The 22,203-nt window shown below is 72.8% G+C and carries 25 protein-coding genes; 15 read left to right on the top strand and 10 right to left on the bottom strand.

Annotated features, from left to right (window positions below; all coding sequences use genetic code 11):
- Window positions 1-239: 239 nt before the first annotated feature.
- Entirely contained in the window at window positions 240-812 is a 573-nt protein-coding gene (locus ACXVGS_RS14990) for a bacterial proteasome activator family protein (RefSeq protein ID WP_458528588.1), read from the top strand.
- Between the two features lie 33 nt (window positions 813-845).
- On the opposite strand, the gene ACXVGS_RS14985 is transcribed toward ACXVGS_RS14990, so the two are convergent.
- Together ACXVGS_RS14985 and ACXVGS_RS14980 are read right to left on the bottom strand one after the other, a co-directional pair.
- The gene (locus ACXVGS_RS14985; RefSeq protein WP_458531425.1) at window positions 846-1,631 is read right to left on the bottom strand and encodes a DUF2182 domain-containing protein; all 786 of its coding nucleotides are present in this window, start codon (window positions 1,629-1,631) and stop codon (window positions 846-848) included.
- Entirely contained in the window at window positions 1,597-2,211 is a 615-nt protein-coding gene (locus ACXVGS_RS14980) for a DUF1326 domain-containing protein (RefSeq protein WP_458531426.1), read from the bottom strand. The genes ACXVGS_RS14985 and ACXVGS_RS14980 overlap by 35 nt, the downstream gene beginning before the upstream one ends.
- A gap of 85 nt (window positions 2,212-2,296) precedes the next feature.
- Here ACXVGS_RS14980 and ACXVGS_RS14975 point away from each other — a divergent pair, with 85 nt between their 5' ends.
- Together ACXVGS_RS14975 and ACXVGS_RS14970 are read left to right on the top strand one after the other, a co-directional pair.
- Window positions 2,297-3,268 (top strand): acetylxylan esterase, encoded by a 972-nt coding sequence (locus tag ACXVGS_RS14975; protein ID WP_458528585.1) that lies wholly within the window; start codon window positions 2,297-2,299, stop codon window positions 3,266-3,268.
- On the top strand, window positions 3,265-4,323 hold the full coding sequence (locus tag ACXVGS_RS14970) for an SIS domain-containing protein (RefSeq protein ID WP_458528584.1): 1,059 nt from the start codon (window positions 3,265-3,267) through the stop codon (window positions 4,321-4,323). The genes ACXVGS_RS14975 and ACXVGS_RS14970 overlap by 4 nt, the downstream gene beginning before the upstream one ends.
- Here the strand turns inward: ACXVGS_RS14970 and ACXVGS_RS14965 are convergent.
- From ACXVGS_RS14965 to ACXVGS_RS14940, 6 genes are all read right to left on the bottom strand, one after another.
- Window positions 4,307-4,465 (bottom strand): hypothetical protein, encoded by a 159-nt coding sequence (locus tag ACXVGS_RS14965; protein ID WP_458528583.1) that lies wholly within the window; start codon window positions 4,463-4,465, stop codon window positions 4,307-4,309. The two genes, ACXVGS_RS14970 and ACXVGS_RS14965, sit on opposite strands and share 17 nt — an antisense overlap.
- A gap of 3 nt (window positions 4,466-4,468) precedes the next feature.
- Window positions 4,469-4,687, bottom strand: coding sequence for a dodecin (locus tag ACXVGS_RS14960; protein ID WP_141790603.1), 219 nt, complete (start codon window positions 4,685-4,687; stop codon window positions 4,469-4,471).
- Between the two features lie 95 nt (window positions 4,688-4,782).
- On the bottom strand, window positions 4,783-5,850 hold the full coding sequence (locus tag ACXVGS_RS14955; protein WP_458528582.1) for an AI-2E family transporter: 1,068 nt from the start codon (window positions 5,848-5,850) through the stop codon (window positions 4,783-4,785).
- Window positions 5,847-7,520, bottom strand: coding sequence for an FAD-binding dehydrogenase (locus tag ACXVGS_RS14950; RefSeq protein ID WP_458528581.1), 1,674 nt, complete (start codon window positions 7,518-7,520; stop codon window positions 5,847-5,849). The genes ACXVGS_RS14955 and ACXVGS_RS14950 overlap by 4 nt, the downstream gene beginning before the upstream one ends.
- Window positions 7,521-7,560: 40 nt before the next feature.
- Window positions 7,561-7,767 carry a hypothetical protein gene (locus ACXVGS_RS14945; RefSeq protein WP_458531429.1) on the bottom strand — a complete coding sequence of 69 codons (207 nt, stop codon included), beginning with the start codon at window positions 7,765-7,767 and terminating at the stop codon, window positions 7,561-7,563.
- 2 nt (window positions 7,768-7,769) lie between these two features.
- Window positions 7,770-9,266, bottom strand: a complete 1,497-nt coding sequence (locus ACXVGS_RS14940) for a DUF4389 domain-containing protein (RefSeq protein WP_458531430.1) — start codon at window positions 9,264-9,266, stop codon at window positions 7,770-7,772.
- A gap of 185 nt (window positions 9,267-9,451) precedes the next feature.
- Here ACXVGS_RS14940 and ACXVGS_RS14935 point away from each other — a divergent pair, with 185 nt between their 5' ends.
- From ACXVGS_RS14935 to ACXVGS_RS14920, 4 genes are all read left to right on the top strand, one after another.
- Window positions 9,452-9,607, top strand: a complete 156-nt coding sequence (locus tag ACXVGS_RS14935; RefSeq protein ID WP_458528578.1) for a DUF6131 family protein — start codon at window positions 9,452-9,454, stop codon at window positions 9,605-9,607.
- A gap of 178 nt (window positions 9,608-9,785) precedes the next feature.
- Window positions 9,786-10,133, top strand: a complete 348-nt coding sequence (locus ACXVGS_RS14930) for a LuxR family transcriptional regulator (protein ID WP_458528577.1) — start codon at window positions 9,786-9,788, stop codon at window positions 10,131-10,133.
- A 52-nt stretch (window positions 10,134-10,185) separates the two neighbouring features.
- Entirely contained in the window at window positions 10,186-10,527 is a 342-nt protein-coding gene (locus tag ACXVGS_RS14925; protein WP_458531431.1) for a YciI family protein, read from the top strand.
- A 4-nt stretch (window positions 10,528-10,531) separates the two neighbouring features.
- Complete coding sequence (locus ACXVGS_RS14920) at window positions 10,532-11,149, top strand: DUF998 domain-containing protein (RefSeq protein ID WP_458528575.1); 618 nt, start codon at window positions 10,532-10,534, stop codon at window positions 11,147-11,149.
- On the opposite strand, the gene ACXVGS_RS14915 is transcribed toward ACXVGS_RS14920, so the two are convergent.
- Together ACXVGS_RS14915 and thpR are read right to left on the bottom strand one after the other, a co-directional pair.
- The gene (locus tag ACXVGS_RS14915) at window positions 11,109-12,407 is read right to left on the bottom strand and encodes an APC family permease (RefSeq protein ID WP_458528574.1); all 1,299 of its coding nucleotides are present in this window, start codon (window positions 12,405-12,407) and stop codon (window positions 11,109-11,111) included. The genes ACXVGS_RS14920 and ACXVGS_RS14915 overlap by 41 nt on opposite strands.
- Window positions 12,404-12,976: an RNA 2',3'-cyclic phosphodiesterase gene (thpR, locus tag ACXVGS_RS14910; protein WP_458528573.1), complete on the bottom strand. Its 573-nt coding sequence runs from the start codon at window positions 12,974-12,976 to the stop codon at window positions 12,404-12,406. The genes ACXVGS_RS14915 and thpR overlap by 4 nt, the downstream gene beginning before the upstream one ends.
- A gap of 137 nt (window positions 12,977-13,113) precedes the next feature.
- Between thpR and ACXVGS_RS14905 the strand changes: the two genes are divergently transcribed.
- The 8 genes from ACXVGS_RS14905 to ACXVGS_RS14870 all read left to right on the top strand — a co-directional run bounded on the left by ACXVGS_RS14905 (window position 13,114) and on the right by ACXVGS_RS14870 (window position 22,052).
- Window positions 13,114-13,668, top strand: coding sequence for a DUF6529 family protein (locus tag ACXVGS_RS14905; protein WP_458528572.1), 555 nt, complete (start codon window positions 13,114-13,116; stop codon window positions 13,666-13,668).
- Window positions 13,669-13,717: 49 nt separating this feature from the next.
- A complete protein-coding gene (locus ACXVGS_RS14900; RefSeq protein ID WP_458537116.1) occupies window positions 13,718-15,424 on the top strand; it encodes a metallophosphoesterase family protein in 1,707 nt (568 codons plus the stop codon).
- Window positions 15,421-16,554: an acyltransferase family protein gene (locus ACXVGS_RS14895; RefSeq protein WP_458537115.1), complete on the top strand. Its 1,134-nt coding sequence runs from the start codon at window positions 15,421-15,423 to the stop codon at window positions 16,552-16,554. Before ACXVGS_RS14900 ends, ACXVGS_RS14895 begins: the two co-directional genes overlap by 4 nt.
- A gap of 133 nt (window positions 16,555-16,687) precedes the next feature.
- On the top strand, window positions 16,688-18,079 hold the full coding sequence (locus tag ACXVGS_RS14890; protein WP_458528569.1) for an APC family permease: 1,392 nt from the start codon (window positions 16,688-16,690) through the stop codon (window positions 18,077-18,079).
- A complete protein-coding gene (locus ACXVGS_RS14885) occupies window positions 18,079-19,308 on the top strand; it encodes an arginine deiminase (protein ID WP_458528568.1) in 1,230 nt (409 codons plus the stop codon). Before ACXVGS_RS14890 ends, ACXVGS_RS14885 begins: the two co-directional genes overlap by 1 nt.
- A complete protein-coding gene (gene argF, locus ACXVGS_RS14880; RefSeq protein WP_458537114.1) occupies window positions 19,309-20,310 on the top strand; it encodes an ornithine carbamoyltransferase in 1,002 nt (333 codons plus the stop codon).
- 3 nt (window positions 20,311-20,313) lie between these two features.
- Window positions 20,314-21,234 carry a carbamate kinase gene (locus tag ACXVGS_RS14875; protein WP_458537113.1) on the top strand — a complete coding sequence of 307 codons (921 nt, stop codon included), beginning with the start codon at window positions 20,314-20,316 and terminating at the stop codon, window positions 21,232-21,234.
- A gap of 92 nt (window positions 21,235-21,326) precedes the next feature.
- Window positions 21,327-22,052 (top strand): ABC transporter ATP-binding protein, encoded by a 726-nt coding sequence (locus ACXVGS_RS14870; RefSeq protein WP_458537112.1) that lies wholly within the window; start codon window positions 21,327-21,329, stop codon window positions 22,050-22,052.
- Window positions 22,053-22,203 lie beyond the last annotated feature (151 nt).

Raw genomic sequence — 22,203 nt, 5'->3', positions numbered from 1 at the left:
CCGGTCGCGGTCGGGCCGGTGTCCTCCTGCACGTCCTCGAGGGTGTAGTCGACGAACCCCAGCACCGCCAGGTCGCAGGCCGAGACGAGGCCCAGGATGGCGTCGGCGTCCTCCGGGACGACCGGGCTGACGGTGAAACGTCCGGCCAGCGCCGGCGGCAGCGTGGGTGCAGACATGTCTCGCAGGCTCGCAGTGCGGCCGCCGACGCAGCAACCGGTTTGACGGGGCAGGATGGGGCCATGAGCGACGTCGAGCAGCAGCGCGGGGACGACGAGCAGGGCCAGCGCGTCGTGGTGGTGACCCAGGACGGGATGGGCGTGGCCAACCACGACCCCGCGGCCACCGAGGAGGAGGAGCGCAGCCCCGCCGACCTGGTCGAGCAGCCGGCCAAGGTCATGCGCATCGGCTCGATGATCAAGCAGCTGCTCGAGGAGGTCCGCAACGCGCCGCTGGACGAGGCAGGGCGGGCGCGGCTCGCGGAGATCCACCGCCGGTCGCTGTCCGAGCTCGAGCAGGGGCTCGCCCCCGAGCTGGTCGAGGAGCTCGAGCGGATCACGTTGCCGTTCAACGAGGCCGCGCCCTCCGACGCCGAGCTGCGCATCGCCCAGGCCCAGCTGGTGGGGTGGCTGGAGGGGCTGTTCCACGGCATCCAGACCGCGCTGTTCGCCCAGCAGATGGCGGCGCAGGCCCAGCTGCAGGAGATGCGCCGGGCCCTGCCGCCGGGGCACGGGCCGGCCGGTCCCGGGCACCACCCGATGCCCGGTATGCCGCGCCACGGGGACGAGACCGGCCCCACCGGCCAGTACCTCTGAGTCCGCCTGTCGAGGACCGCCGGGCCAGCCGGGCTAGGCCCCGATGAGGGCGGGCTGCCAGGGCACGACGACGGCGAGCACCAGCAAGAGCGCCCCGACGGCAAGGCTGAGCCGCGGCCCGTGCCGCCACGCCTTCTCGAGCAGGATGACGACCGCCAGCGCGGCCATCCACACCATGTTCATGACGCCGACCGCGACCAGCACGAGCATCAGGCTCCAGCAGCAGCCCAGGCAGTAGCCGCCGTGCCAGACGCCGACGCGCCCGTCGCGCAGCCGGCCGGTGAAGCTGCCGACGTGCATCAGCACCCCCAGTGGGGAGCGGCAGTGCGCCAGGCACCGGGCCTTGAGCGGGCTGAACTGGTAGGCCCCGGCCAGCGCCAGGGCAGCACTCGCGGCCACGACCCGTGCCCGACCGCTCGTCATCGTCACCATGTCGAGCCACCGGGTCAGCCCGAAGGCGACGAGCCCGTACGCCGCCCACGCCAGGAAGTAGCCGGACAGCAGGGCCGTCACCCTGACCGCCCGGGCCGGGCCCGTGGTCTGCGCCGAGACCACCCGCAGGTACAGCCGCGCGACGGGTGCCACCGACGGCAGCATCATCGCGGCCATCATCGCGACCCACAGGCCCAGGAACGCCAGCAGAGCCGTCGGCGCACCCGAGGCCCCCATCGGGGCGGACATGGACGTGGACATCGACATCGACGGGCTGCTGGACCAGGTCAGCAGCCACGCCCAGCACAGCGCCGCGACCCCCAGCAGCGCCGCCCACAGGACGGCGGCGTCGCTACGCCGACCAGGCGAAGTCGCGGTAGTGGCCATTCTTGCCCGCGTTGTCGAAGGACCAGCCGTAGTCCGGGTCGTTGAAGGTCCCGACCGTGCTCCGCGCCACGGGCAGGTCTGTCCCCATGGGGTGGAAGACGTTGACGATCCGCATGACCGGGCTGTCCGGGGCCCGGACGCCGGTGACCTCGAAGTCCATGATGCCGGGGACGGTCACGCGTCGGGTGTCGTCGTGGGACTCGAAGGTGATCGGCACGAACTTCACCCCCACCTGCTCGCCGATGAGGGTGGCGAGGAACTCCGGCATGCCACCCCTGGCACCCGAGAGGATCGGGCCGAGCGCCTCCCGCTGCGCCTGGTCGGCCCGTTCGTCGATGTAGACGGCCACCCGCCAACCGCCCTCGCCCATCACCTGGGGCGCGTCGACCACGAGGATGATCCCGAGGCCGTCGAGGCGTAGCCCGTCGGACTCCCCGTCGGTGACCTGCATGGCCAACGGCACGAGGCAGCGCTCGTTGTCGGCCGGCGCCTGGAACGCCGACGTGACGCACGGGCAGAGGATGTCGCAGTTGCAGTTCTCGAGGTACTCGCCGGTCAGGTGCCAGGCCACGTCGCTCACCCCATCCACTCCCCTGCCCCGCCCTCCAGTATCGGCCGCCGGGACGCAACAGGGCATACGCCAGAACGCGCAATAGGGTCGGGCCATGCCCCTGTTCGACCTGTCCCTCGACCAGCTGCACGAGTACCGGCCCGACCGTGCCGAGCCGGAGGACTTCCGCTCCTTCTGGGACACCACGCTCGCCGAGGCGCGCAGCCACCCGCTCGACCTGACGCTGGCCGACCACGACCTGCACCTGCCGCTGGTCGAGGCGCAGGACCTGTCGTTCAACGGGTTCGGCGGCCAGCGGGTGCGGGGCTGGCTGCTGCGGCCACGCGGCCTCACGGGTGACCTGCCCGCCGTCGTGCACTACCTCGGCTACGGGCAGGGGCGCGGCGAGCCGCTGGACTGGCTGGCCTGGCCGGCCGCCGGGTTCGCCACCATCGTCATGGACACCCGCGGCCAGGGCGCCCGCGGCGGCACCGCCGGGGCCACCGGCGACCAGGCCGGCAGCGACTCCCCGCACGTCGAGGGGTTCCTCACCCGCGGAGTGCTGGACCCGCACGACTACTACTACCGCCGCGTGTTCACCGATGCCGTGCGCGCCGTCGAGGTGGCGCACGCGCTCGACGGGGTCGACCGCAGCCGCGTCGCGGTCCACGGCGGCAGCCAGGGCGGCGCGATCAGCCTCGCCACCGCGGCGCTGGCCGACGGCGTCGCCGCCGCGATGGTCGACGTCCCCTTCCTCTCGCACGTCGCCCGCGCCATCGAGGTCACCGACACCCGGCCGTATGCCGAGCTGCTGGGTTTCGTGCGCACGCACCGCGACCGGGTGACCCAGGCCCTCGCCACGATCAGCTACTTCGACGGGATGACCCTCGCGGCGCACGCACACGTCCCCGCGCTGTTCTCGGTGGCCCTCATGGACCCGATCTGCCCGCCGTCGACGGTCTTCGCGGCGTACAACCACTACGCCGGGCCGAAGGAGATCGACGTGTTCCCCTACAACGAGCACGAGGGCGGCGGGACGCACCAGAGCGCCCGTCAGGTGCGGTGGCTGCGGGAGCGCTTCGCGTGAGCGGCTCGCAGGGCTCGCGCGGCGCCACTGCGCCCGGCGCGCTCATGGCCGCCGAGGTGGCCTCGCAGCCGGAGGTGCTCGAGCGAGTGCTCCGCGAGGCGCCGGCCGCGGTGCGGGCGGTGGCCGCGCAGGTGCGCCGGTTCGCGCCCCGCTTCGTCCTGCTCGCGGCCCGCGGCACCAGCGACCACGCCGCGCTCTACGCCAAGTACCTCATCGAGACCACGCTCGGCCTGCCCGCGGGCCTGGTGTCCACGTCGACGTACACGACCTACGACGCCGAGCCCGACCTCACGGGGGTCCTGTGGGTGGCGGTGAGCCAGTCCGGCGGCTCGCCCGATCTGGTCGAGTCGACGGGCCGGGCCCGCGCCGGGGGTGCGCTGACCCTGGCCGTCACCAACGCCGCCGGGTCGCCCCTGGCCGAGGCGGCGCAGCTCCACCTGGACATGCTCGCCGGACCCGAGCACTCCGTCGCCGCCACCAAGACCTACACCGCCAGCCTGCTCACCCTGCTCCTGCTCGTCGAGGCGTGGCGGGACGCCGACCCCCTCGACCTGCAGGGCCTGCCGTCGCTCGCGCACGCCGCGCTCGACCTGCCGCAGGTCGCGGCGGTGGCGGCGCGATACCGGTTCGTGGACAAGCTGGTCACGACCTCACGCGGCTACGCCTACCCCACCGCGCGGGAGGCGGCGCTGAAGCTGATGGAGACCTGCTACCTGTCGGCGCACGCGTTCTCCGGGGCCGACCTGCTGCACGGCCCGCTGGCCCTGATCGACGCCGACCGCCCGGTCGTGGCGATCGTCCCCGAGGGGGCCGGCGGACGAGCCCTGGCGCCGGTGCTCGAGCGCCTCGTCGAGCGGGGCGCGGACCTGTGCGTGGTCGCCCCTCCCGGCGTCGGCGCCGAGCCCACCGTGCCGCTGCCCACGGGCATGGTCGAGCGGGTCGCGCCGATCGTCCAGGTCATCCCGCTGCAGCAGCTGGCGCGGGAGCTGGCAGTGTCGCGTGGTCAGGACCCTGACGTGCCGCGCGGGCTCTCGAAGGTCACCCGGACCCGCTGAGCCCACCGGCGTCGGGGGCCTCTTCGCCGTCGGCGTCGGCGACCTCCTCCTCCGGGCGCGGCGGGATGGTGGAGTCGACCTCGAGCTCCTCGAGCTCGTGGTCGTGCGGCGCCTCGGGGTGCTCCGGCGCTGCGGTGCCCACGGCTCAGTCCCCGGACTGCTCGATCCGGAAGCCGACCTTGAGGCCGACCTGGATGTGCGCGATACCGCTGTCGTCGAGCTGGCCCCGGATCTCGGAGACCTCGAACCAGTCGAGGTGCCGGGTGGTCTGCCCGACCCGGTCGATCGCGTTGCGGATGGCGGCGTCGACGCTGTCGGGTGATGACCCGACGACCTCGATGACGCGGTAGACGTGACCGGACACGCTGCCTCCCTCGGGCGGGTGGTCCCGGCGCGGTGTGGCCGGGGGTCCATTCGACTCCTCCCCGGGCGGGCTGTCGACCCGCTACGGGACGTGGGTCAGCTGTCGGCTGCCGCCGCGTCGAGGCGGACGGTGGTGCGCACGTTGTTGAGCACCGCGACCAGCGGCACCGCGATGAACGCGCCGAACACTCCGCCGAGGATCGTGCCGCCGGTGACCGCGAGCAGGATGGCCAGCGGGTGGATGCTCACCGCCTTGCCGAGGATGTACGGGTTGAGCATGTTGCCCTCGAGCTGGACCGTGAGCACCAGCGCCACCGCCATGACGATCGCCACGGCCACGCTCTTGGTCACCAGCGCGACGAGCACCACGACGATTCCGGCGACCACCATGCCGACCAGCGGGATGAGCGAGCCGAGGAAGAGCAGCACGCCCAGCGGGATGACCAGCGGCATCCCGGCGACGAGCATGACGATGACCATGGTCAGGGAGTTGATGAACGCCAGGATGACGCAGCCGCGCATGTAGGCGCTGAGGGTGCGCCAGGCCACCTGCCCCGCATGCGCGACCCGCGGCTCCTCCCGGTCGGGGAAGAGGCTGACCACCCAGCGCCAGATCTGGCCGTCGTCGAGCAGCATGAAGCAGATCGCGAACAGGCACAGCACCCCGCCGCTGATCACGCTCAGCGCGCTGCCCGCCGTCGCGAACACGCCCGAGACGATGCTGCCCTGGTTGTTGGCCAGGGTCTGCTGCAGGTTCGTGCCGATCTGGTCGACCTGCCGGGCGGACAGGTGCAGGGGACCGTGCACGAGCCAGTCCTGGATCGAGGTGAGGGCGTTCCGCAGCTGGTCGCCGATGAGCGCGGCGTTGCTGGCCACCTGGGAGACGGCGAACCACACGGCCAGCCCGATGGCGACGACACCGACGACGAACACCCCGATCGCGGCCAGCGGCCGGGGGACGCCGCGGCCGACGAGCCAGGCCACGGCCGGCTGGAGCAGCGCGCTGACCAGCAGGGCCACGACCACGGTGATCGTGACCAGGCTGATGGCGTTGAGGATCCGAAGCAGCACGTAGATCGCGGCCGCGATCAGCAGGAACCGCAGCGACAGGTCGGCGATGAACCGCAGCTCCCGCCCGCTCTGCTCACGCGTGGGCACGCTCATGCGACCTCCTCCGCGGCAGCGCGACCGGCTGCCCTCCCCGAGAACAGGCAGCCGCCGAGGAAGGTCCCCTCCAGCGCCCGGTAGCCGTGCATCCCGCCACCGCCGAAGCCGGCGACCTCGCCGGCGGCGTAGAGCCCCGGCACGGGCGACCCGTCGGCACCGAGGACCCGCGCGGACAGGTCGGTCTCCAGCCCGCCGAGGGTCTTGCGGGTCAGGACGTGCAGCCGCACCGCGATCAGCGGACCCGCCTTGGGGTCGAGGATCCGGTGCGGGGTCGCGGTGCGGATCAGCCGGTCCCCGCGGTAGGCGCGGGTGCCCCGCAGCGCGGTGACTTGCAGGTCCTTGCCGAAGTCGTTGTCGATCTCGCGGTCGCGGGCCACGACCTGGCGCTCGATCTCCGCGGGGTCCAGCAGCGGCTCGGGCGTGAGCGCGTTCATCCCGGCGACCAGCTCGGGCAGCGTGTCGGCGACGACGAAGTCCGCGCCGTGCTGCTTGAACGCCTCCACCGGGCCGGGCGCCCCGGGCAGCGCGCGGGCGAGGACCTGCCGCACCGAGCGGCCGGTCAGGTCGGGGTTCTGCTCCGAGCCGGAGAGGGCGAACTCCTTCTCGATGATCTTCTGCGTCAGCACGAACCACGAGTGGTCGTGCCCGGTCTGGCGCAGGTGGGCCAGCGTTCCGAGGGTGTCGAAGCCGGGGAACAGCGGCGGCGGCAGCCGGCGCCCCAGCGCGTCGAACCACAGCGAGGACGGCCCCGGCAGGATCCGGATGCCGTGCCCGGGCCAGATCGGGTCCCAGTTCTGCAGGCCTTCGACGTAGTGCCACATCCGGTCGCGGTTGACCACGTTGGCCCCGACGGCCTCGCTGATGCCGATCATCCGCCCGTCGACGTAGGCCGGGACGCCGGTGACCATCTCGCGCGGCGGCTCGCCGAGCCGGGCCGGCCAGCTCGCCCGGACCAGGTCGTGGTTGGCGCCGATGCCGCCGGAGGTCACCACGACCGCCTGGGCGCGGACCGCGAAGTCGCCCACCACCTCACGGTTCGTGGCCGCGCCGCGGGGCTCGTGCGCCGGGGCAAGCCGGCTGCCGCTGACGCCGGTCACCACGCCGCCCTCGACGGTGAGCGCGTCGACCCGGTGCCGGAAGCCGATGCGCACGCGGCCGTCGTCAGCGGCCTGGCGGACCCGTCGCACGAACGGCTCGAGCACCCCGGGACCGGTCCCCCACGTGACGTGGAAGCGCGGCACCGAGTTGCCGTGCCCGGTCGCGGTCCCGTCACCGCGCTCGGCCCAGCCGACCACGGGGAAGAAGCCCACGCCGCGCTCCCGCAACCACGCCCGCTTCTCACCGGCCGCCCACTCCACGTAGGCGCGGGCCCACTGCCGGGGCCAGCGGTCCTCGTGCTCCCGGTCGAAGCCGGCCGTGCCGGTCCAGTCCTGCCAGGCCAGGTCGAAGGAGTCCTTGATGCCCATGCGCCGCTGCTCGGGTGAGTCCACCAGGAAGATGCCGCCGAAGGACCAGAACGCCTGTCCCCCAAGGTTCTCGGCCGACTCCTGGTCGAGCAGCAGGACGCTGCGGCCCGCCTCCACCAGCTCGGCCGTCGCCACGAGGCCGGCCAGCCCGGCCCCCACGACGATGACGTCGGCGTCCCCTGCACTGCGTCCGGCAGACATGGGCGCAGTATGCCGTGCCCCTCACCGGGGCGCAGGGACGTCAGCCCGCGTGCTGCTGCGGGACGAGCGCTGCGGCGATCCGCCGTCCCCACTCCTGGACCGCCGGCCAGTCCCGGAAGTCGCCGTACGGCGCGCGGACCACGTCCACGTCCACCTCGGCACCCGGCAGCTCCTCGCGCAGCGTGTGCGCGGGCGCCTCGGCGATGGCCAGCGTCGAGCCGTGCCGGCTGGCCTCGGCGACCAGCACCCTCATGTCCGCGCGGCCCGCGGGATGGCGAGCACCACGAGCAGGACACCGGCCACGATGAGCACCAGCGCCACCACGAGCGGCGCCACCCACAGCCAGTGCAGCACCGGCAGCGTCGCACCGGCGTCGGCGCGGACGATGACCCCGGGGCTGCCGTCGGGGTGCATCACCACGACGGTCCAGTCGCTGGACTGGATCGGCCACACCAGCTCCTGCGGTCCGGTGCCGGACACGCTGGCCGCCCAGATCCCCGCCTGCTCCGGCGGCACCGAGGGCGTCCCGCCGGTGACGTCGCGGTAGACCGGCGCACCGTCGCGGAAGCCGATCACCGTGGAGTGGTCCACACCGGCCAGCCACGCCGCCGCGTCCGCGGTGTGCGCGACGCCGATGAACACGGGCCGGGGGTCGAGCGACTCCGCCCGCACCCGCGCGTCGCCGAGCGCCCACGACGCCCCGCTCCAGTCCTGCCCGGAGGCGCCGACCTGCACCGCGCTGCTGGCGATGGCGCTGGTCGAGGTGGCGAAGGTGCGCGACGCGGTGGTGACGAAGCCGGCGCGGTCCCGGGAGGCGAGGTTCAGCACCCCGAGCCCGGCCGAGGCGGCCAGCAGCCCCAGCGACCCCGCGAGCAGCACTGCGCCGGCGACGACGGAGACGATCCGGCCCCCGGTCCACTTCCTGGCGCCGGCGCTCGCCGCCGGAGGTGCCGTCTGCGCCATGGTGGCCGGCGGGGGTGCCGTCGACCCGGCGGGCGGGGCGGCCGCCTGCGGCGCCGTCGTGTCGACGGGCTGCCCCGCCTCGATGGGCTGCTGCGGGGGCGGTGTCCCGATGGTCATGCGCGCCGCCGAGGGGTCGTCGCCGCCGGGGTCGAACCGGAACGGCGGGTACTCGTCGGTCATCAGCGCCGCGTAGGCGGCCACGCGCAGCACCCACCGGTTCATCCCGAGCACGAAGTCGAAGACGGACTGCGGGTAGCGACCGGTCACGAGCAGCACCACCGCGCCGACGAGGACCATCAGCCCGATGAGGCCGCTGGACCAGACCCGGGTCCGGTTGTCGCCGGAGACCAGCGCGAGGGAGCCCCCGGCGAAGAATGCCACGACGAGGTAGTGCGGCAGGGCCAGCAGCCAGGTCTTGACCAGGACCAGGCCCCGGGAGAGCCTCTCGGGGTAGGCCACCTCGAGGTGGGCCGGGTAGTCGGGCACCTCGTCGAGGGTGAACGGCGGGTAGCGGTCGGTGCCCAGGGCGCCGTAGGCGTAGTAGCCCACCCGCCAGCTCCAGCGCAGCACCCCGACGTTGAAGTCGAAGATCGCCCGGGGGTAGTGCCCGGTGAACAGGATCGCGAAGAACGCCACGATGCTGAGCACCACGAACGCTGCCCACAGCACGAGCAGCACGAGGTAGTGCGGGATGGCCAGCAGCCACTTGACCAGCCACAGCCAGCGGCTGAGCCCGGGATCCAGCCGGGCGTCGACACGGACGGGGTAGCCGGCGGTGCTCATGGCGCCTCCCAAACAGGAGCAGCGGCAGGTCATGGCCAGCGTGGCGCGGGCGGAGCGGGGCCGGTCAGGACCTTTCGCCCACAGGAGCCGACAGGAGCCGACAGAAACCCCCACAAGCCTCATCCGTTGAAATGCGCCCCACTTGGGTACACCCTGATCTCCCCACCTCTCACAAGGAGACCAGCGTGATCATTCTCGGACTGATCCTGTTGATCATCGGCATCGTCGCCCACATCTCGATCCTGACGACGATCGGCGTCATCCTGATCATCGTCGGTGCCGTTCTGTGGATCCTCGGCGCGACCGGCCGCGCCGTCGGCGGCCGCAAGCACTACTGGTAACTGCACCCCGAGCGCACCAGCGCACATGAGAGACCGAAGGGCCCCGCCGGCAACGCGGCGGGGCCCTTCGCTGTCCCGACGCGCAGGACCCACGTACCGGGCGACAGCAGGACCCGTGAGGCACGCTGGAGTCGCACCCAGCCGCGATCGACCGGGGCAGGCGAGAGGGAGGCACGAGATGCAGCCGGACAACCTCGACCAGCAGGTCCAGGCGCTGGGTGACGCCGCGGCGCAGGCCACGAACGGGCGGAGCGCACGCATGCTCTACGGCGGCCCATCGTCGACACTCACCCAGACGGTCATCGCGATGCGCGAAGGGGCCCGGCTCGGCGACCACGAGAGCCCGGGTGAGGCCACGATGCTGGTGCTGCGCGGTCGGTTGCGGGTCGCCAGCCAGGGCCAGGCGTGGGAGGCCGCGCAGGGCGACCTGCTCGAGCTGCCGCTGGAGACGCATGCCGTCGAGGCGCTCACGGACGCGGCCTTCCTGCTGACCGCGGCGAAGGTGCGCCAGCAAGCTCACGGGTGACACCCGGCCCGGTGCTGCGCTGCGGGTTGCCGCGGGGTCTACCGTGCGGGACGTGAACCTGGAGTCCTTCGAGCTGGTGATGCTGCGGCGCCCGGCCGACGCCACGCCCTACGACGAGGCGACCCTGGAGCGGATCCAGGCCGAGCACCTTGCCTATCTCGCGTCGTTGCGCGAGGCCGGGCACGTCGTCACCAACGGCCCGGTGCTGGACCAGCCGGATGAGTCCCTGCGCGGGCTGACCTTCTTCTGCACCGGCTCCACCGAGCGGGCCCGCGAGCTGGCAGAGGCAGACCCGGCGGTGCGCGCCGGGCGGCTCGCCGTCGAGGTGATGACCTGGTGGTGCCCCGCCGGCACCATGACCCGGCCGGGCACCACGGTCACCGTCGAGGGCTGAGCCGGTGCGCAGCGGCCCGCCGGCCCGGGTGCCCTGGTGGGGCCTGGCCTCCGCGATCGCCGCCCCGGTCCTGCTGGTCGGGGGCTGGACGTGGGCACAGGCCGTGCAGCCAGCACCGTTCGACCCGGTGCGCCAGACCATCAGCGCGCTCGCGGCCACCGGCGCTCCGCACCGGGTCGTGATGACGGTGGCCCTGCTCGGGCTCGGCGTCGCGCACGCGACCACCGCGCTGGCAGTGCGCCCTGCGGCGACGGCCGGGCGCCTCACGCTGGCGGTGGGCGGTGTCGCGACGTTCCTCGTGGCGCTGCTGCCGCTGCCGTCGCCGTCGGGCAGCGCCGCGGCGCACACCGCGGCCGCATCGACCGCGTTCGCCGCCCTGGCGGTATGGCCCGTCCTGGCCTCACGCAGCCGTCCCGGCACGCCGATGGCGTTGCGCCGCAGGGCCGCCGGGACAGCCACCGTGGTGCTCGCGCTGCTGGTGGCGTGGCTGCTCCTCGAGCTGCGCTCCGCTGGGCCGGCCGTCGGCCTGTCCGAGCGCGTGGCGGCCGCGGCCCAGGCACTCTGGCCGCTGGCGGTGGTGCTCAGCTGCCGGTTGTCCGGCTCGCGCGCACGCGGCGCGTGACCAGCCGGAGCAGCACGCCGGCGGCGAACACCGCCAGCCCCACCAGCACGGCCGACAGTGGCAACGTTGCCACCAGCACGACACAGCCCGTGGCTCCCATCACCTGCAGCCCGCGGGGGAACCTCCTCCACTCCCCCGTCTGGCTGAGCGCGGCGAGGTTGGCCACGAGGTAGTAGGTCAGGACGCCGAAGGAGGAGAAGCCGATCGCCCCACGCAGGTCGACGGCCAGGACGAGCACGACGACGACCGCGGCCACAGCGACCTCGGCCCGGTGCGGCACGCGGTACCGCGGGTGGACCGCGCCCAGCCGGCTTGGAAGGTCGCGCTCGCGGGCCATGGCCAGGGTGGTGCGGCCCAGGCCGGCGATGAGCGCCAGCAGCGCCCCCAGTGAGGCGAGCGCGCCGCCGGCACGCACCAGCGGCACCGCCCAGGACCACCCGCCGGCCCCGACCGCTGCCGCGAGCGGTGCGGGCGCGGCGCCCAGACGAGTCGGCCCGAGCACCAGCAGCGCGCTGACGCCGACGACGGCATAGACCGCGACGGCGACCGCGAGCGCGATCAGGACCGCCCGTGGGATGACCCGCTGCGGGTCGCGCACCTCCTCCCCCATGGTGGCGATGCGGGCATACCCCGCGAAGGCGAAGAAGAGCAGGCCGGCGGACTGCAGGGTGCCGTACCACCCGCCCAGCGGACCGACATACGGCTGCGTGAGGTGCGCCAGGCTGGCCTGTCCGCCGGTGAGGCAGGCCAGCACGACCACGGCCAGGACGGCGAGCACGACAGTGACGATGACCCGGGTGAGCCGCGCGGTCCGGGTCACGCCGCGGTAGTTGACCGCCGCGAGCGCCACGACCGCCACCGCGCCGACGGGGCGCTGCCACGGCCCCGGTGCGACGTACGCGGCAAAGGTCAGCGCCATTGCGGCACAGCTGGCCGTCTTGCCGACGACGAACCCCCACCCGGCGAGGAACCCCCACCACGGGCCGAGCCGCTCCCGGCCGTAGACGTAGGTGCCCCCCGAGGTCGGGTACTGCGCCGCCAGCTGGGCGGAGGCGGTCGCATTGCAGTAGGCCACGACGGCGGCCAGCGCGAGGCCCACCAGCAGCGCGGACCCGGCCGCCCGGGCCGCCGGGCCGAAGGCGGCGAACACACCCGAGCCCACCATCGAGCCGAGCCCGATGACGACCGCGTCGGCCGTGCCGAGTCGGCGGGCCAGCGCCGGCTGGCCCGTCGGCTGGCCCGTCGGCTGGCCGGTCATCGGCGCACGCCCAGGGCGAAGGTCTCCACGACCTCGTAGCGCGGTCGCCGCCGCGGCCCCTCGCCCAGGTGGGACTCGACGAGGACCAGCTCGCTCGCCGTCCACTCCGGGCCTCGGTAGGTCTCCAGCACCCGCAGCCACCGGGTCACCTCGGCCGGCCGGCCGACCCGGGCCAGCGTCAGGTGCGGGTGGAAGCGACGGCCCTCGACGTCGGCGCCCGCCTTGGCCGCGGCGGCCCGTGCGCCCACCGCCAGCCGGGACAGCTCCACCTCGGGCTCGAGGCCACCGACCCCGGCCCACAGCACCTTGGCCCGGGCCGGGTCGGGGAACGCCCCGGCGCCGGTCAGGGTGGCCGCGAACGGCGTGCGCCGGGCAGCAGCCCGGGCCATCCGCGCCAGCAGGTCGTCCACCGCCCGCTCCGGCACCGCCGGCATGAAGGCCACGGTCAGGTGCCACTGGTCGCGCGCGGTCCAGCGCAGCCCGGGCCCGGCCTCGCGCCGCGGCGCGAGGAACTCCTCGAGGTCGTCCAGGGCGTGCTCCGGCGGCACCACCGCCGCGAAAATGCGCACGTGACCCATGCTGCCAGTCCCCGCGCCCCCGGTATGCCGGGCCGCGGCGCCGGTGGCGCGGCATAGCGGTCTGCGGCGCAGTGGGGGTCATCCCGTTGACGGTGGCGCACGGCGGGCGGCGGGGTCACGCTGGGCCGGTGGCCACGACCACGGCCCGGCCCGCACGCGTCGCCGGCACCCTGGCGGTGGGCGCCGCGGTCGCCGTGGCGCTGGGCGTCTACGGCCGGGTGCACCAGCCGACGTTCCGGCCCGTCACGACCCTGGGGTTCCCCGACCTGGTCTCGATGAAGGTGTGGCTCGGCTCGGTCGCCGGGCTGCTCGCCCTGGTCCAGCTGGTGTCCGCGCTGCGCCTGTTCGGCCACCTCGGGTCCGGGCCGGCGCCGTCGTGGCTGGGCACCTTCCACCGCGTGTCCGGCGGGCTGGCGGTGCTGGTCAGCCTGCCGGTGGCCTACCACTGCCTGTGGGCCCTGGGGTTCCAGTACGACCAGGCCCGGGTGCTCGTGCACTCGCTGGCCGGGTGCGTCTTCTACGGCGCGTTTGTGGCCAAGGTGCTGACCCTGCACAGCCGGATGCCGCGCTGGGCGCTGCCGGTGCTGGGCGGGCTGACCTTCACCGCGCTCGTCGTCGTGGTGCTGACCTCGGCCGTGTGGTTCCTGACGACCGTCGGCCTGCCCGGCGGTGTCACGTACTGACGCCGGGTCGTGACCGTGCGAGGCCGCCGGGTTTGGCAGAGTGAGGGGCATGGCGGGCACCCGCACGACACGGGGACGGCTCGGCGGGGTGCGGCAGCGGCTGCGCGCCGCCGGCAGGTGGGTGCGCCCGCGCGCCCGGCGGGGGGGCCCGAAGGTGCTGGCCGTGCTGGGTGTGACGCTCGCCTGCTACGCCGGCGGGGTCGCGACCACCAGCCTCTTCCCGACGACCGTGGAGACGAGGCACTACCGCGCCGACGTGCGCCTGTCGGCCCTGCCGACCCTGACCTCGACCCTGCACAGCCCGACGTCCTTCGGCGACATCGACCTGGAGTTCACCAGCCTGCTGCCGGCGCCGGGCGTGGACGCGACCGTGCAGGTCAAGGAGAACATCACCGACGTCTTCGACGACCGCCGCGTCTCGATCAGCTCGCTGCAGCCCTCGACCACGGAGGTCAGCGCGGCCCTGGCCAGCGCCGTCTCGGGAGTCGGCCTGCGCTTCGCGGCCGGGGCGGTCGGCGTCGGCCTGGTGACCGTGGCGCTGGTGACCTTCGGGCGGCGCCGGCGTCCGTCGTGGCGCCACGTGACCGCGACCGGGACCGCGGTGCTGCTCGCCGTCGGCGGCACCGGCCTCGGTGTCTGGGACAGCTACCAGCCCAGGAACCTCAGCAGCTACAACACCAGCGGCCTGCTCGGCACGCTGCGGCGCAACGCGGGCCTGCTCGGGGACGTGGAGGCCCGGGCCAACCAGGCCACGCCGTACATCAAGAACCTGCTCGCCCTCAGCCAGGCGCTGCAGGAGAAGTTCGTCCCGCAGGAGCTCAACCAGCCGGCGGCGGCGCGGTTCCTGCTCGTGTCCGACATCCACGGGGCCAACCAGTACCCGGTGATGCAGAGCGTCATCAAGGACGAGGGGATCACCGCGGTGGTCGACAGCGGTGACCTGACCAACTTCGGCAGCGTCGCCGAGGCCGAGGCTGCGGGCATCTTCACCTCCATCTCCCGGCTCGGGGTCCCCTACGTCTTCGTCCGCGGCAACCACGACGCCAACAGCCCCACCGACCGGGCCATCCTGCGGCGGATGGCCAGGGTCCCCAACGTGATCCTGCTCCAGCCCAACGCGAGCACGTTCACCGAGGCGACCATCGCCGGGGTGCGCATCGCCGGCTTCAACGACCCGCGCTGGTTCGGCGACGACAACAAGGACAACGCGGCCAAGCAACAGCCGTCCGTGGACGCGTTCAACCGCACCTTCGCCGGCCGGGACGTGCCCGACCTGGTCGTGTCGCACGAGCCGTCGGCGGTCAAGGGCGTGGACCACGCGGGCGTGCTCATCAACGGCCACATCCACAGCGACGAGCTGGAGGGCAACCGGATCGGTGTCGGCACGTTCACCGGCGGAGGCACGGTCAGCCACCTCGTCGAGGAGCCCGGCGGTGAGCTCACCGGCCAGCCCTACGCGTTCGACATCGCGGTCTTCGGCCAGGACTGCGGCCTGACCTCGCTGGTGCGCTACACCTACCGCAACCTCATCGAGGGCCGGCCGGCCTACGACGACGTGACCGTGGTCAACGGCCGCACCATCGAGAAGGACCGCCCCACGGGCCGGGTGTGCCGCGACCTCGACGGGGTGCAGACGGCCACGGTGCCGGTCGTGCCAGAGGGCAGCGTCGCCACCCCCTCCTCCTCCACCCCCACGCTGCCGGGCGCGACCCTGGCCCCGACGACCGGCTCCCCCGGCACCACACCACAGCCATGACCGTCCCCCCGGCGCGCTGGCCCTACCTGGACAACCTCCGGACGCTGCTGGTCGCCGGGATCATCGCCGGCCACGGGGTCCTCGGCTACAGCGGCGAGTTCGGCTGGACCTACCAGGGCTACCGCGAGACCTCCCTCGCCGGGCTGACCCAGACGGTGGTGCTGGCGGTGGTCGGCCCGTTCGCGGTCTTCCTCATCGCCCTGCTGTTCCTCATCTCCGGGCTGCTGACGCCGGGGTCGTTGCAGCGCAAGGGCACTGGCGCCTATGTGCGCGACCGGGTCCTGCGCCTCGGGGTCCCGTGGGCGGTCTTCGCGCTGCTGGTCTTCCCGACGCTGGTGCACTGGCTCGACCGCGGGATCCGGCACAGCCGCGCGACCTGGTGGCAGGACATGCGCCGCCTCGTGCCCACCCTCGACACCGGCCCGCTGTGGTTCCTGCCGGTCCTGCTCCTGTTCTCCTTCGGGTATGCCGTGTGGTGGCGGACCGCCGCCACCTCACCGCGGACGCGGCGCGGGGGCGCGCCCACCGGCCGGACGGTGGCGCTGCTCGTGGCCGGCGTGGCGGGGGGGACGTTCGTCGTCCGGCTGTGGCTGGGCCTGGACACCAACCAGATCGCCGGGCTGCAGGTGTGGCAGTGGCCCGAGTGCGCGGGGCTGTTCGCCCTGGGCACGGTGGCCTCCGGTCACGGGTGGCTGGTCTCGGTGCCGTCGGGGATCCGCCGCGGCACGGGCCAGGCCGTGGTCGCGGGAGTCCTCGTCGCCATCGCGGTGATCATCGCGGTCGGCCCCACCCGGATCACCGGCACCGACCTGGCCGGCGGGTGGAACCTGCCCGCGCTCGGGGTCGCCGCGCTGGAGGCCACGCTCACCGTCTGCGGGCCGATCTGGTTGTTGGCCAAGGCCCAGGCCCGGCTGCACTTCAACGGCCCGCAGTGGCGCCGCGCCGGGCGCGGCGCCTACACGGCATACCTGCTGCAGGCCCCGGTGCTCCTCGGGCTGGCGGTGCTGTTGCGGCCTGTCCCCGTGGCGGCCGAGGTCAAGGCGCTCGTCGTGGCCGTCGGGGGGGTGCTGCTGTGCTTCGACGTGGGCAGCCTCCTGGTGCGCCGCACCCGGCTCGGCCGGCACCTTTGAGGCGCCTGCGGGCACCGGTCGTCCGGCCCGATCGGCGGGAGGACTTTCGGCATGACGATGGCGCCCACCGGAGGAAGAGCATCGAGGTGGACCAGCCCGTCGGGCGGGCCGGTCGTCCTTGCGGGAGGTCATCATGGCCCACGACACCCTGCCGCGACAGCGACCCGACAGCGCACCGACCGAGCGCGCCCTGGGGCTGCGCCAGTCGACCGCGCTGATCGTCGGCAGCATCATCGGGGTCGGCATCTTCAGCCTGCCCTACTCCCTGGCCAGCTACGGACCCATCAGCCTGTTCGCCCTGGCGCTGACCACGGTCGGTGCCGCAGCGCTGGCGTTCATGTTCGCCGTGATGTCGCGACGGATGCCGGCCGAGGGCGGCCCCTACGCCTACGCACGCGCCGCGTTCGGCAACGGCATCGGTTTCGCCAACGCGTGGTCCTACTGGATCACCGCCTGGGCCGGCAACGCCGCGATCGTCGTCGGCTGGGTGTTCTACGTGGAGCACTTCGTCAACAAGGGCCACATCGCCGGCTGGTCGATCCTCATCGCCCTGGCCGGCCTGTGGATCCCGGCCGCGGTGAACCTCACCGGTGTGAAGAACATGGGTGCCTTCCAGGTCGTCACGACGATCCTGAAGTTCCTGCCGCTGCTGGTGATGTCCACGGTCGGCCTCTTCTTCGTCAACACCGCGAACTTCACCCCCTGGAACGTCAGCGGCGGCACCAACGTGTCGGCCATCGGCGGCGCGATGGCGATCTGCCTGTTCAGCTACCTGGGCGTCGAGACCGCGGCCGTGGCGGCAGCGAAGGTGCGCGACCCGGAGCGAAACGTCCCCCGGTCCACGGTCTACGGCACGCTGGCCAGCGCCGCCGTCTACCTGCTGTCGATGATCGCGGTCTTCGGCATGTTGCCGACCTCCGAGCTGGCCAAGCCCGCCAACCAGGACTCCTACTCCGTCGCGTTCAACCAGATGTTCGGCGGCACGTGGGCCGGCAACCTGGTAGCCGTCGCGGTGATCATCTCCGGCATCGGGGCGCTGAACGGCTGGACGATGATCTGCGCCGAGATGCCGCTGGCCGCCGCGCACGACGGGCTCTTCCCCGAGCGGTTCGGCCGGTTGTCCGGCCGCCGGGTCCCCGCCTGGGGCATCGTCGCCTCGACCACGCTGGCCTCGGTGGCCATGGTCGTCAGCTACCTGGGCACCACCGGCGCCGACGTCTTCACCACGCTCGTCCTGATGACGGGCATCACGGCGGCCATCCCCTACGGCTTCTCTGCCCTGGCGCAGCTGAAGTGGCGCTGGCACGACGACCACCGGGTGCAGACCGCCCGGCTGTGGCGCGACCTGGTCGTCGCCGCAGTGGCCCTGCTCTTCTCGATCGCGTTCATCTACTACTCGCGCAACACTGGCGAGAGCTGGTGGGTGGTCTGGGGACCGTTCCTGATGTCCGGCGTGGCCGGGCTGCTGGGCATCCCCGTCTACCTGTCCCGGCGCCACCGCATGACCGAGGCACGGAGGCTGTGATGGGTAGCAGGTACTACGTCGGGTCCGAGGTCGGGCGGTTGCGCCGGGCGATCCTGCACCGACCGGACCTGGAGCTGAAGCGGCTGACGCCGACCAACAAGGACGACCTGCTCTTCGACGAGGTGCTGTGGGTCAAGCGGGCCAAGCAGGAGCACGACGGCTTCGCCGAGGCGCTGCGCGAGCTCGACGTCGAGGTCGTCTACTTCGACCACCTGCTGCGCGAGTCGATGGCCGTGCCTGAGGCCCGCGACCACGTCCTGGGGCACGTCCTCGACGAGCGGGTCTACGGCCCGATGGCGCTGGAGCCGGTGCGCGACATGGTCGAGGCGATGGACGCCGACGACCTCACCGAGATGCTCATCGGCGGCATCACCAAGCGCGAGGCGCTCGAGCGCATGGTCGAGCCGAAGTCGGTCGCCTTCCACGCCATGGCCCTCGACGACTTCCTGCTCGCGCCGCTGCCCAACCACCTGTTCACCCGGGACACCTCGTGCTGGGTCTACGACGGCGTGGCGATCAACTCGATGAGCAAGAAGGCCCGCCAGCGCGAGTCGCTGCACTACGAGGCGATCTACCGCTGGCACCCCGAGTTCGGCGACGCCGGCTTCCACGTCTGGTCCGGCGGGACCGAGGGCGGCCCGGCCACGATGGAGGGCGGCGACGTCCTGGTCATCGGCCGTGGCGCGGTGCTCATCGGGATGAGCGAGCGGACCACGCCACAGGCGGTGGAACGGCTCGCCCACGAGCTGTTCGCGGCCGGCGCGGCGAGGCAGATCGTGGCGCTGGTGCTGCCCAAGGCCCGGGCGTTCATGCACCTCGACACCGTGATGACCATGGTCGACGCGCACACGTTCACCAAGTACGCCGGCCTGGGCATGCTCGCGTCGTACACGATCGAGCCCGGGGACTCCGACAAGGAGCTCAAGGTGACCGACCACGCGCCCGAGGAGATGCACCGGGCCATCGCGAACGCGTTGGGGCTGGACGACATCCGGGTGCTCACCCCCACTCAGGACGTGCGCGCGGCCGAGCGCGAGCAGTGGGACGACGGGTGCAACGTGCTGACGGTGACCCCCGGCGTGGTGGTCGCCTACGAGCGCAACGTCACCAGCAACACGCACCTGCGCCGCAACGGCCTGGAGGTCGTGACGATCCAGGGCAGCGAGCTCGGCCGCGGCCGCGGCGGCCCGCGGTGCATGACCTGCCCGGTGGACCGGGACGGGATCTAGATGGCACCGAACCTTCACGGGCGCAGCTTCCTCAAGGAGCTCGACTTCACCCCCCGGGAGTGGACGGCCCTGCTCGACCTCGCCGCGAGCCTCAAGGCCGCGAAGTACGCCGGGACGGAGCGGCCGCTGCTGGGGGGCCGGAACCTGGCGCTGATCTTCGAGAAGACCTCCACGCGGACCCGGTGCGCGTTCGAGGTGGCCGCCTTCGACCAGGGCGCGCACGTGTCCTACCTGGAGCCGACCGGCACCCAGATCGGGCACAAGGAGTCGATGAAGGACACCGCCCGGGTGCTGGGCCGCATGTACGACGGGATCGAGTACCGCGGGTCCCGCCAGGAGCTGGTCGAGACCCTCGCGTCGTATGCCGGGGTGCCGGTCTGGAACGGGCTGACCGACGAGTGGCACCCCACCCAGACGCTGTGCGACATGCTGACGATGCGCGAGCACTGCGCCAAGCCGGACGGCGCGATCGCGTTCGCGTTCGTCGGTGACGCCCGCAACAACGTCGGCAACTCGCTGCTCATGGCCGGGGCGCTCATGGGCATGGACGTGCGCATGGTGGCTCCCCGGCCGCAGTGGAACCACGACGAGGTCATCGCGAGCGCCCGGTCCCTGGCCGAGCGCACCGGCGCCCGGATCACCCACACCGAGGACCCGGCCGAGGGGGTGCGCGGCGTCGACTTCGTCTACACCGACGTGTGGCTGTCGATGGGCGAGCCGAAGGAGCTGTGGCAGCAGCGCATCGACCTGCTCAAGCCGTACCAGGTCAACGCGGCGCTGATGAAGGCGACGGGCAACCCGGCGGCGCGGTTCATGCACTGCCTGCCCTCGTTCCACGACCGGAACACCACGGTCGGCGAGCAGCTCTTCGAGCAGACCGGGATGGAGGCGCTCGAGGTGACCGACGAGGTGTTCGAGTCCGACGCGTCGATCGTCTTCGACCAGGCCGAGAACCGGATGCACACGATCAAGGCCGTGCTCGTCGCGACGCTCGGCGGCTGAGCGATGCGGATCGTGGCGGCGCTCGGGGGCAACGCGCTGCTGCGGCGCGGGGAGAAGCCGGACGCGGCCACCCAGGAGGCCAACGTCGACCGCGCGGTGCACGCCCTCGCCCCGCTGGCCCACGACCACGAGCTCGTCCTCACCCACGGCAACGGGCCCCAGGTCGGGGTCCTCGCCATGCAGAGCGCCTCCGACCCGCACCTGACCACGCCGTACCCGTTCGACGTCCTGGGCGCCCAGACCCAGGGGATGATCGGCTACTGGTTGCTCCAGGCCCTGGAGAACGCGCTGCCCGGGCGCGAGGTCGCGGCGCTGGTCACGCAGACCCGTGTCGCCGCCGACGACCCCGCATTCCTGAAGCCGACCAAGTTCGTCGGCGCCGTCTACAGCGAAGCGGAGGCCCGCATCCTGGCCGGCGCGCGCGGCTGGAGCATCGCTCCCGACGGGGAGCAGTGGCGCCGAGTCGTGCCGTCGCCCGCGCCGGAACGCATCGTCGAGACCGGGCTGATCGCCCGACTCCTCGAGGCCAACACCGTCGTCGTGTGCGCGGGTGGTGGCGGAGTGCCCGTCGTCGAGACGCCGGGTGGCGAGCTGCAGGGCATCGAGGCCGTCGTCGACAAGGACGCGACCGCCGCGCTCCTCGCCGTCGCGATCGACGCCGACTTCTTGTTGCTGCTCACCGACGTGGCCGCCGTCGAGGTCGACTACGGGCTCCCCCAGGCTCGTCCCATCCGTTGCGCGACACCCGGGGACCTGCGCGCACTGCCGTTCCCCGCGGGGTCGATGGGACCCAAGGTCGAAGCGGCCTGCCACTTCGTCGAGGTCACCGGCCGCAGCGCCGCGATCGGTGCGCTGGGCGATACGAAGGCGATCCTCGCCGGCGAAGCAGGAACCATCGTCACCCCGGGTGAGCCGCCCCGTTGAGTCAAGGGGCTCGCCGGTTCGGGGACGTTCGGCCCTGGAGGTCACCGGTTCAAGGGGAGACGATGGTGCCGGAAGCGACGCGGGAGGCACACGTGGACACCGACCCCATCGTCGAGGCAGGCGCCGTCTACAAGACCTACGACACCGGCTCGGTTCGGGTCGACGCATTGCGAGGCATCCAACTACGCGTCGATCGCGGCGAGATGGTCGCGGTCATGGGCCCGAGCGGATGCGGCAAGACCACGCTGCTCAACTGCCTGTCGGGACTCGACTCGATCGACGGCGGCGAGGTGCGGATCGAAGGACGTTCGCTCGCGTCGATGTCCGACCGCCAACGAACCGACTACCGCGCACGTCGCATGGGCTTCGTCTTCCAGTTCTACAACCTGATGCCCGTCCTGAGTGCGGTCGAGAACGTCGAGTTGCCGTTGCTGGTCGCCCGGGTTCCGATGCGGGACGCGCGACGACGGGCGCTCGAGGCGCTGAGCCTGGTCGGCCTCGAGGCGCGCGCCCGCCATGTGCCCGACGAGCTCTCGGGTGGGCAACGCCAGCGGGTCACGATCGCGAGAGCACTCGTGAACGACCCCGCGATCGTCTGGGCCGACGAACCGACCGGCGATCTCGACAGTGAAGGCGCGGACGAGACCGTGGAGTTGATGCGGCGGCTGAACGACGAGCGGGGTTTGACGTTCGTGGTCGTCACGCACGACATCTCGGTCGGCCGGCGGATGGACCGCATCGTGCGCATGCTCGACGGAGCAGTCGTCGAGGAGCAACTGATGGAGGTAACGCATGTACGCGCGACTGACGCTGCTTGAGATCGACACCGTGCGGACCAGCATGGCGGCCGCGCTCGCGAAGTTCGAGGCGGAGATCGCGCCGCGCCTCCGGGAGCAACCCGGTTACCGCGGCGTGTTCGTCCTGACCACGCCGGAAGGCAAGGGTGTGCTGCTCTCGATCTGGGACACC

The sequence above is a fragment of the Oryzihumus sp. genome (assembly GCF_054325275.1).
This window is presented reverse-complemented; position numbering and strand designations above follow the sequence as displayed.

Bases quoted from the DNA above. Each gene is read 5' to 3' on its own strand.
- argF (WP_458537114.1), top strand. From the start codon at position 19,309: ATGGCACCGAACCTTCACGGGCGCAGCTTCCTCAAGGAGCTCGACTTC.
- ACXVGS_RS14885 (WP_458528568.1), top strand. From the start codon at position 18,079: ATGGGTAGCAGGTACTACGTCGGGTCCGAGGTCGGGCGGTTGCGCCGG.
- ACXVGS_RS14975 (WP_458528585.1), top strand. From the start codon at position 2,297: ATGCCCCTGTTCGACCTGTCCCTCGACCAGCTGCACGAGTACCGGCCC.
- ACXVGS_RS14930 (WP_458528577.1), top strand. From the start codon at position 9,786: ATGCAGCCGGACAACCTCGACCAGCAGGTCCAGGCGCTGGGTGACGCC.
- ACXVGS_RS14955 (WP_458528582.1), bottom strand. From the start codon at position 5,850: ATGAGCGTGCCCACGCGTGAGCAGAGCGGGCGGGAGCTGCGGTTCATC.
- ACXVGS_RS14895 (WP_458537115.1), top strand. From the start codon at position 15,421: ATGACCGTCCCCCCGGCGCGCTGGCCCTACCTGGACAACCTCCGGACG.
- ACXVGS_RS14890 (WP_458528569.1), top strand. From the start codon at position 16,688: ATGGCCCACGACACCCTGCCGCGACAGCGACCCGACAGCGCACCGACC.
- ACXVGS_RS14915 (WP_458528574.1), bottom strand. From the start codon at position 12,407: ATGACCGGCCAGCCGACGGGCCAGCCGACGGGCCAGCCGGCGCTGGCC.
- ACXVGS_RS14900 (WP_458537116.1), top strand. From the start codon at position 13,718: ATGGCGGGCACCCGCACGACACGGGGACGGCTCGGCGGGGTGCGGCAG.
- ACXVGS_RS14985 (WP_458531425.1), bottom strand. From the start codon at position 1,631: ATGGCCACTACCGCGACTTCGCCTGGTCGGCGTAGCGACGCCGCCGTC.
- ACXVGS_RS14875 (WP_458537113.1), top strand. From the start codon at position 20,314: ATGCGGATCGTGGCGGCGCTCGGGGGCAACGCGCTGCTGCGGCGCGGG.
- ACXVGS_RS14950 (WP_458528581.1), bottom strand. From the start codon at position 7,520: ATGTCTGCCGGACGCAGTGCAGGGGACGCCGACGTCATCGTCGTGGGG.
- ACXVGS_RS14990 (WP_458528588.1), top strand. From the start codon at position 240: ATGAGCGACGTCGAGCAGCAGCGCGGGGACGACGAGCAGGGCCAGCGC.
- ACXVGS_RS14940 (WP_458531430.1), bottom strand. From the start codon at position 9,266: ATGAGCACCGCCGGCTACCCCGTCCGTGTCGACGCCCGGCTGGATCCC.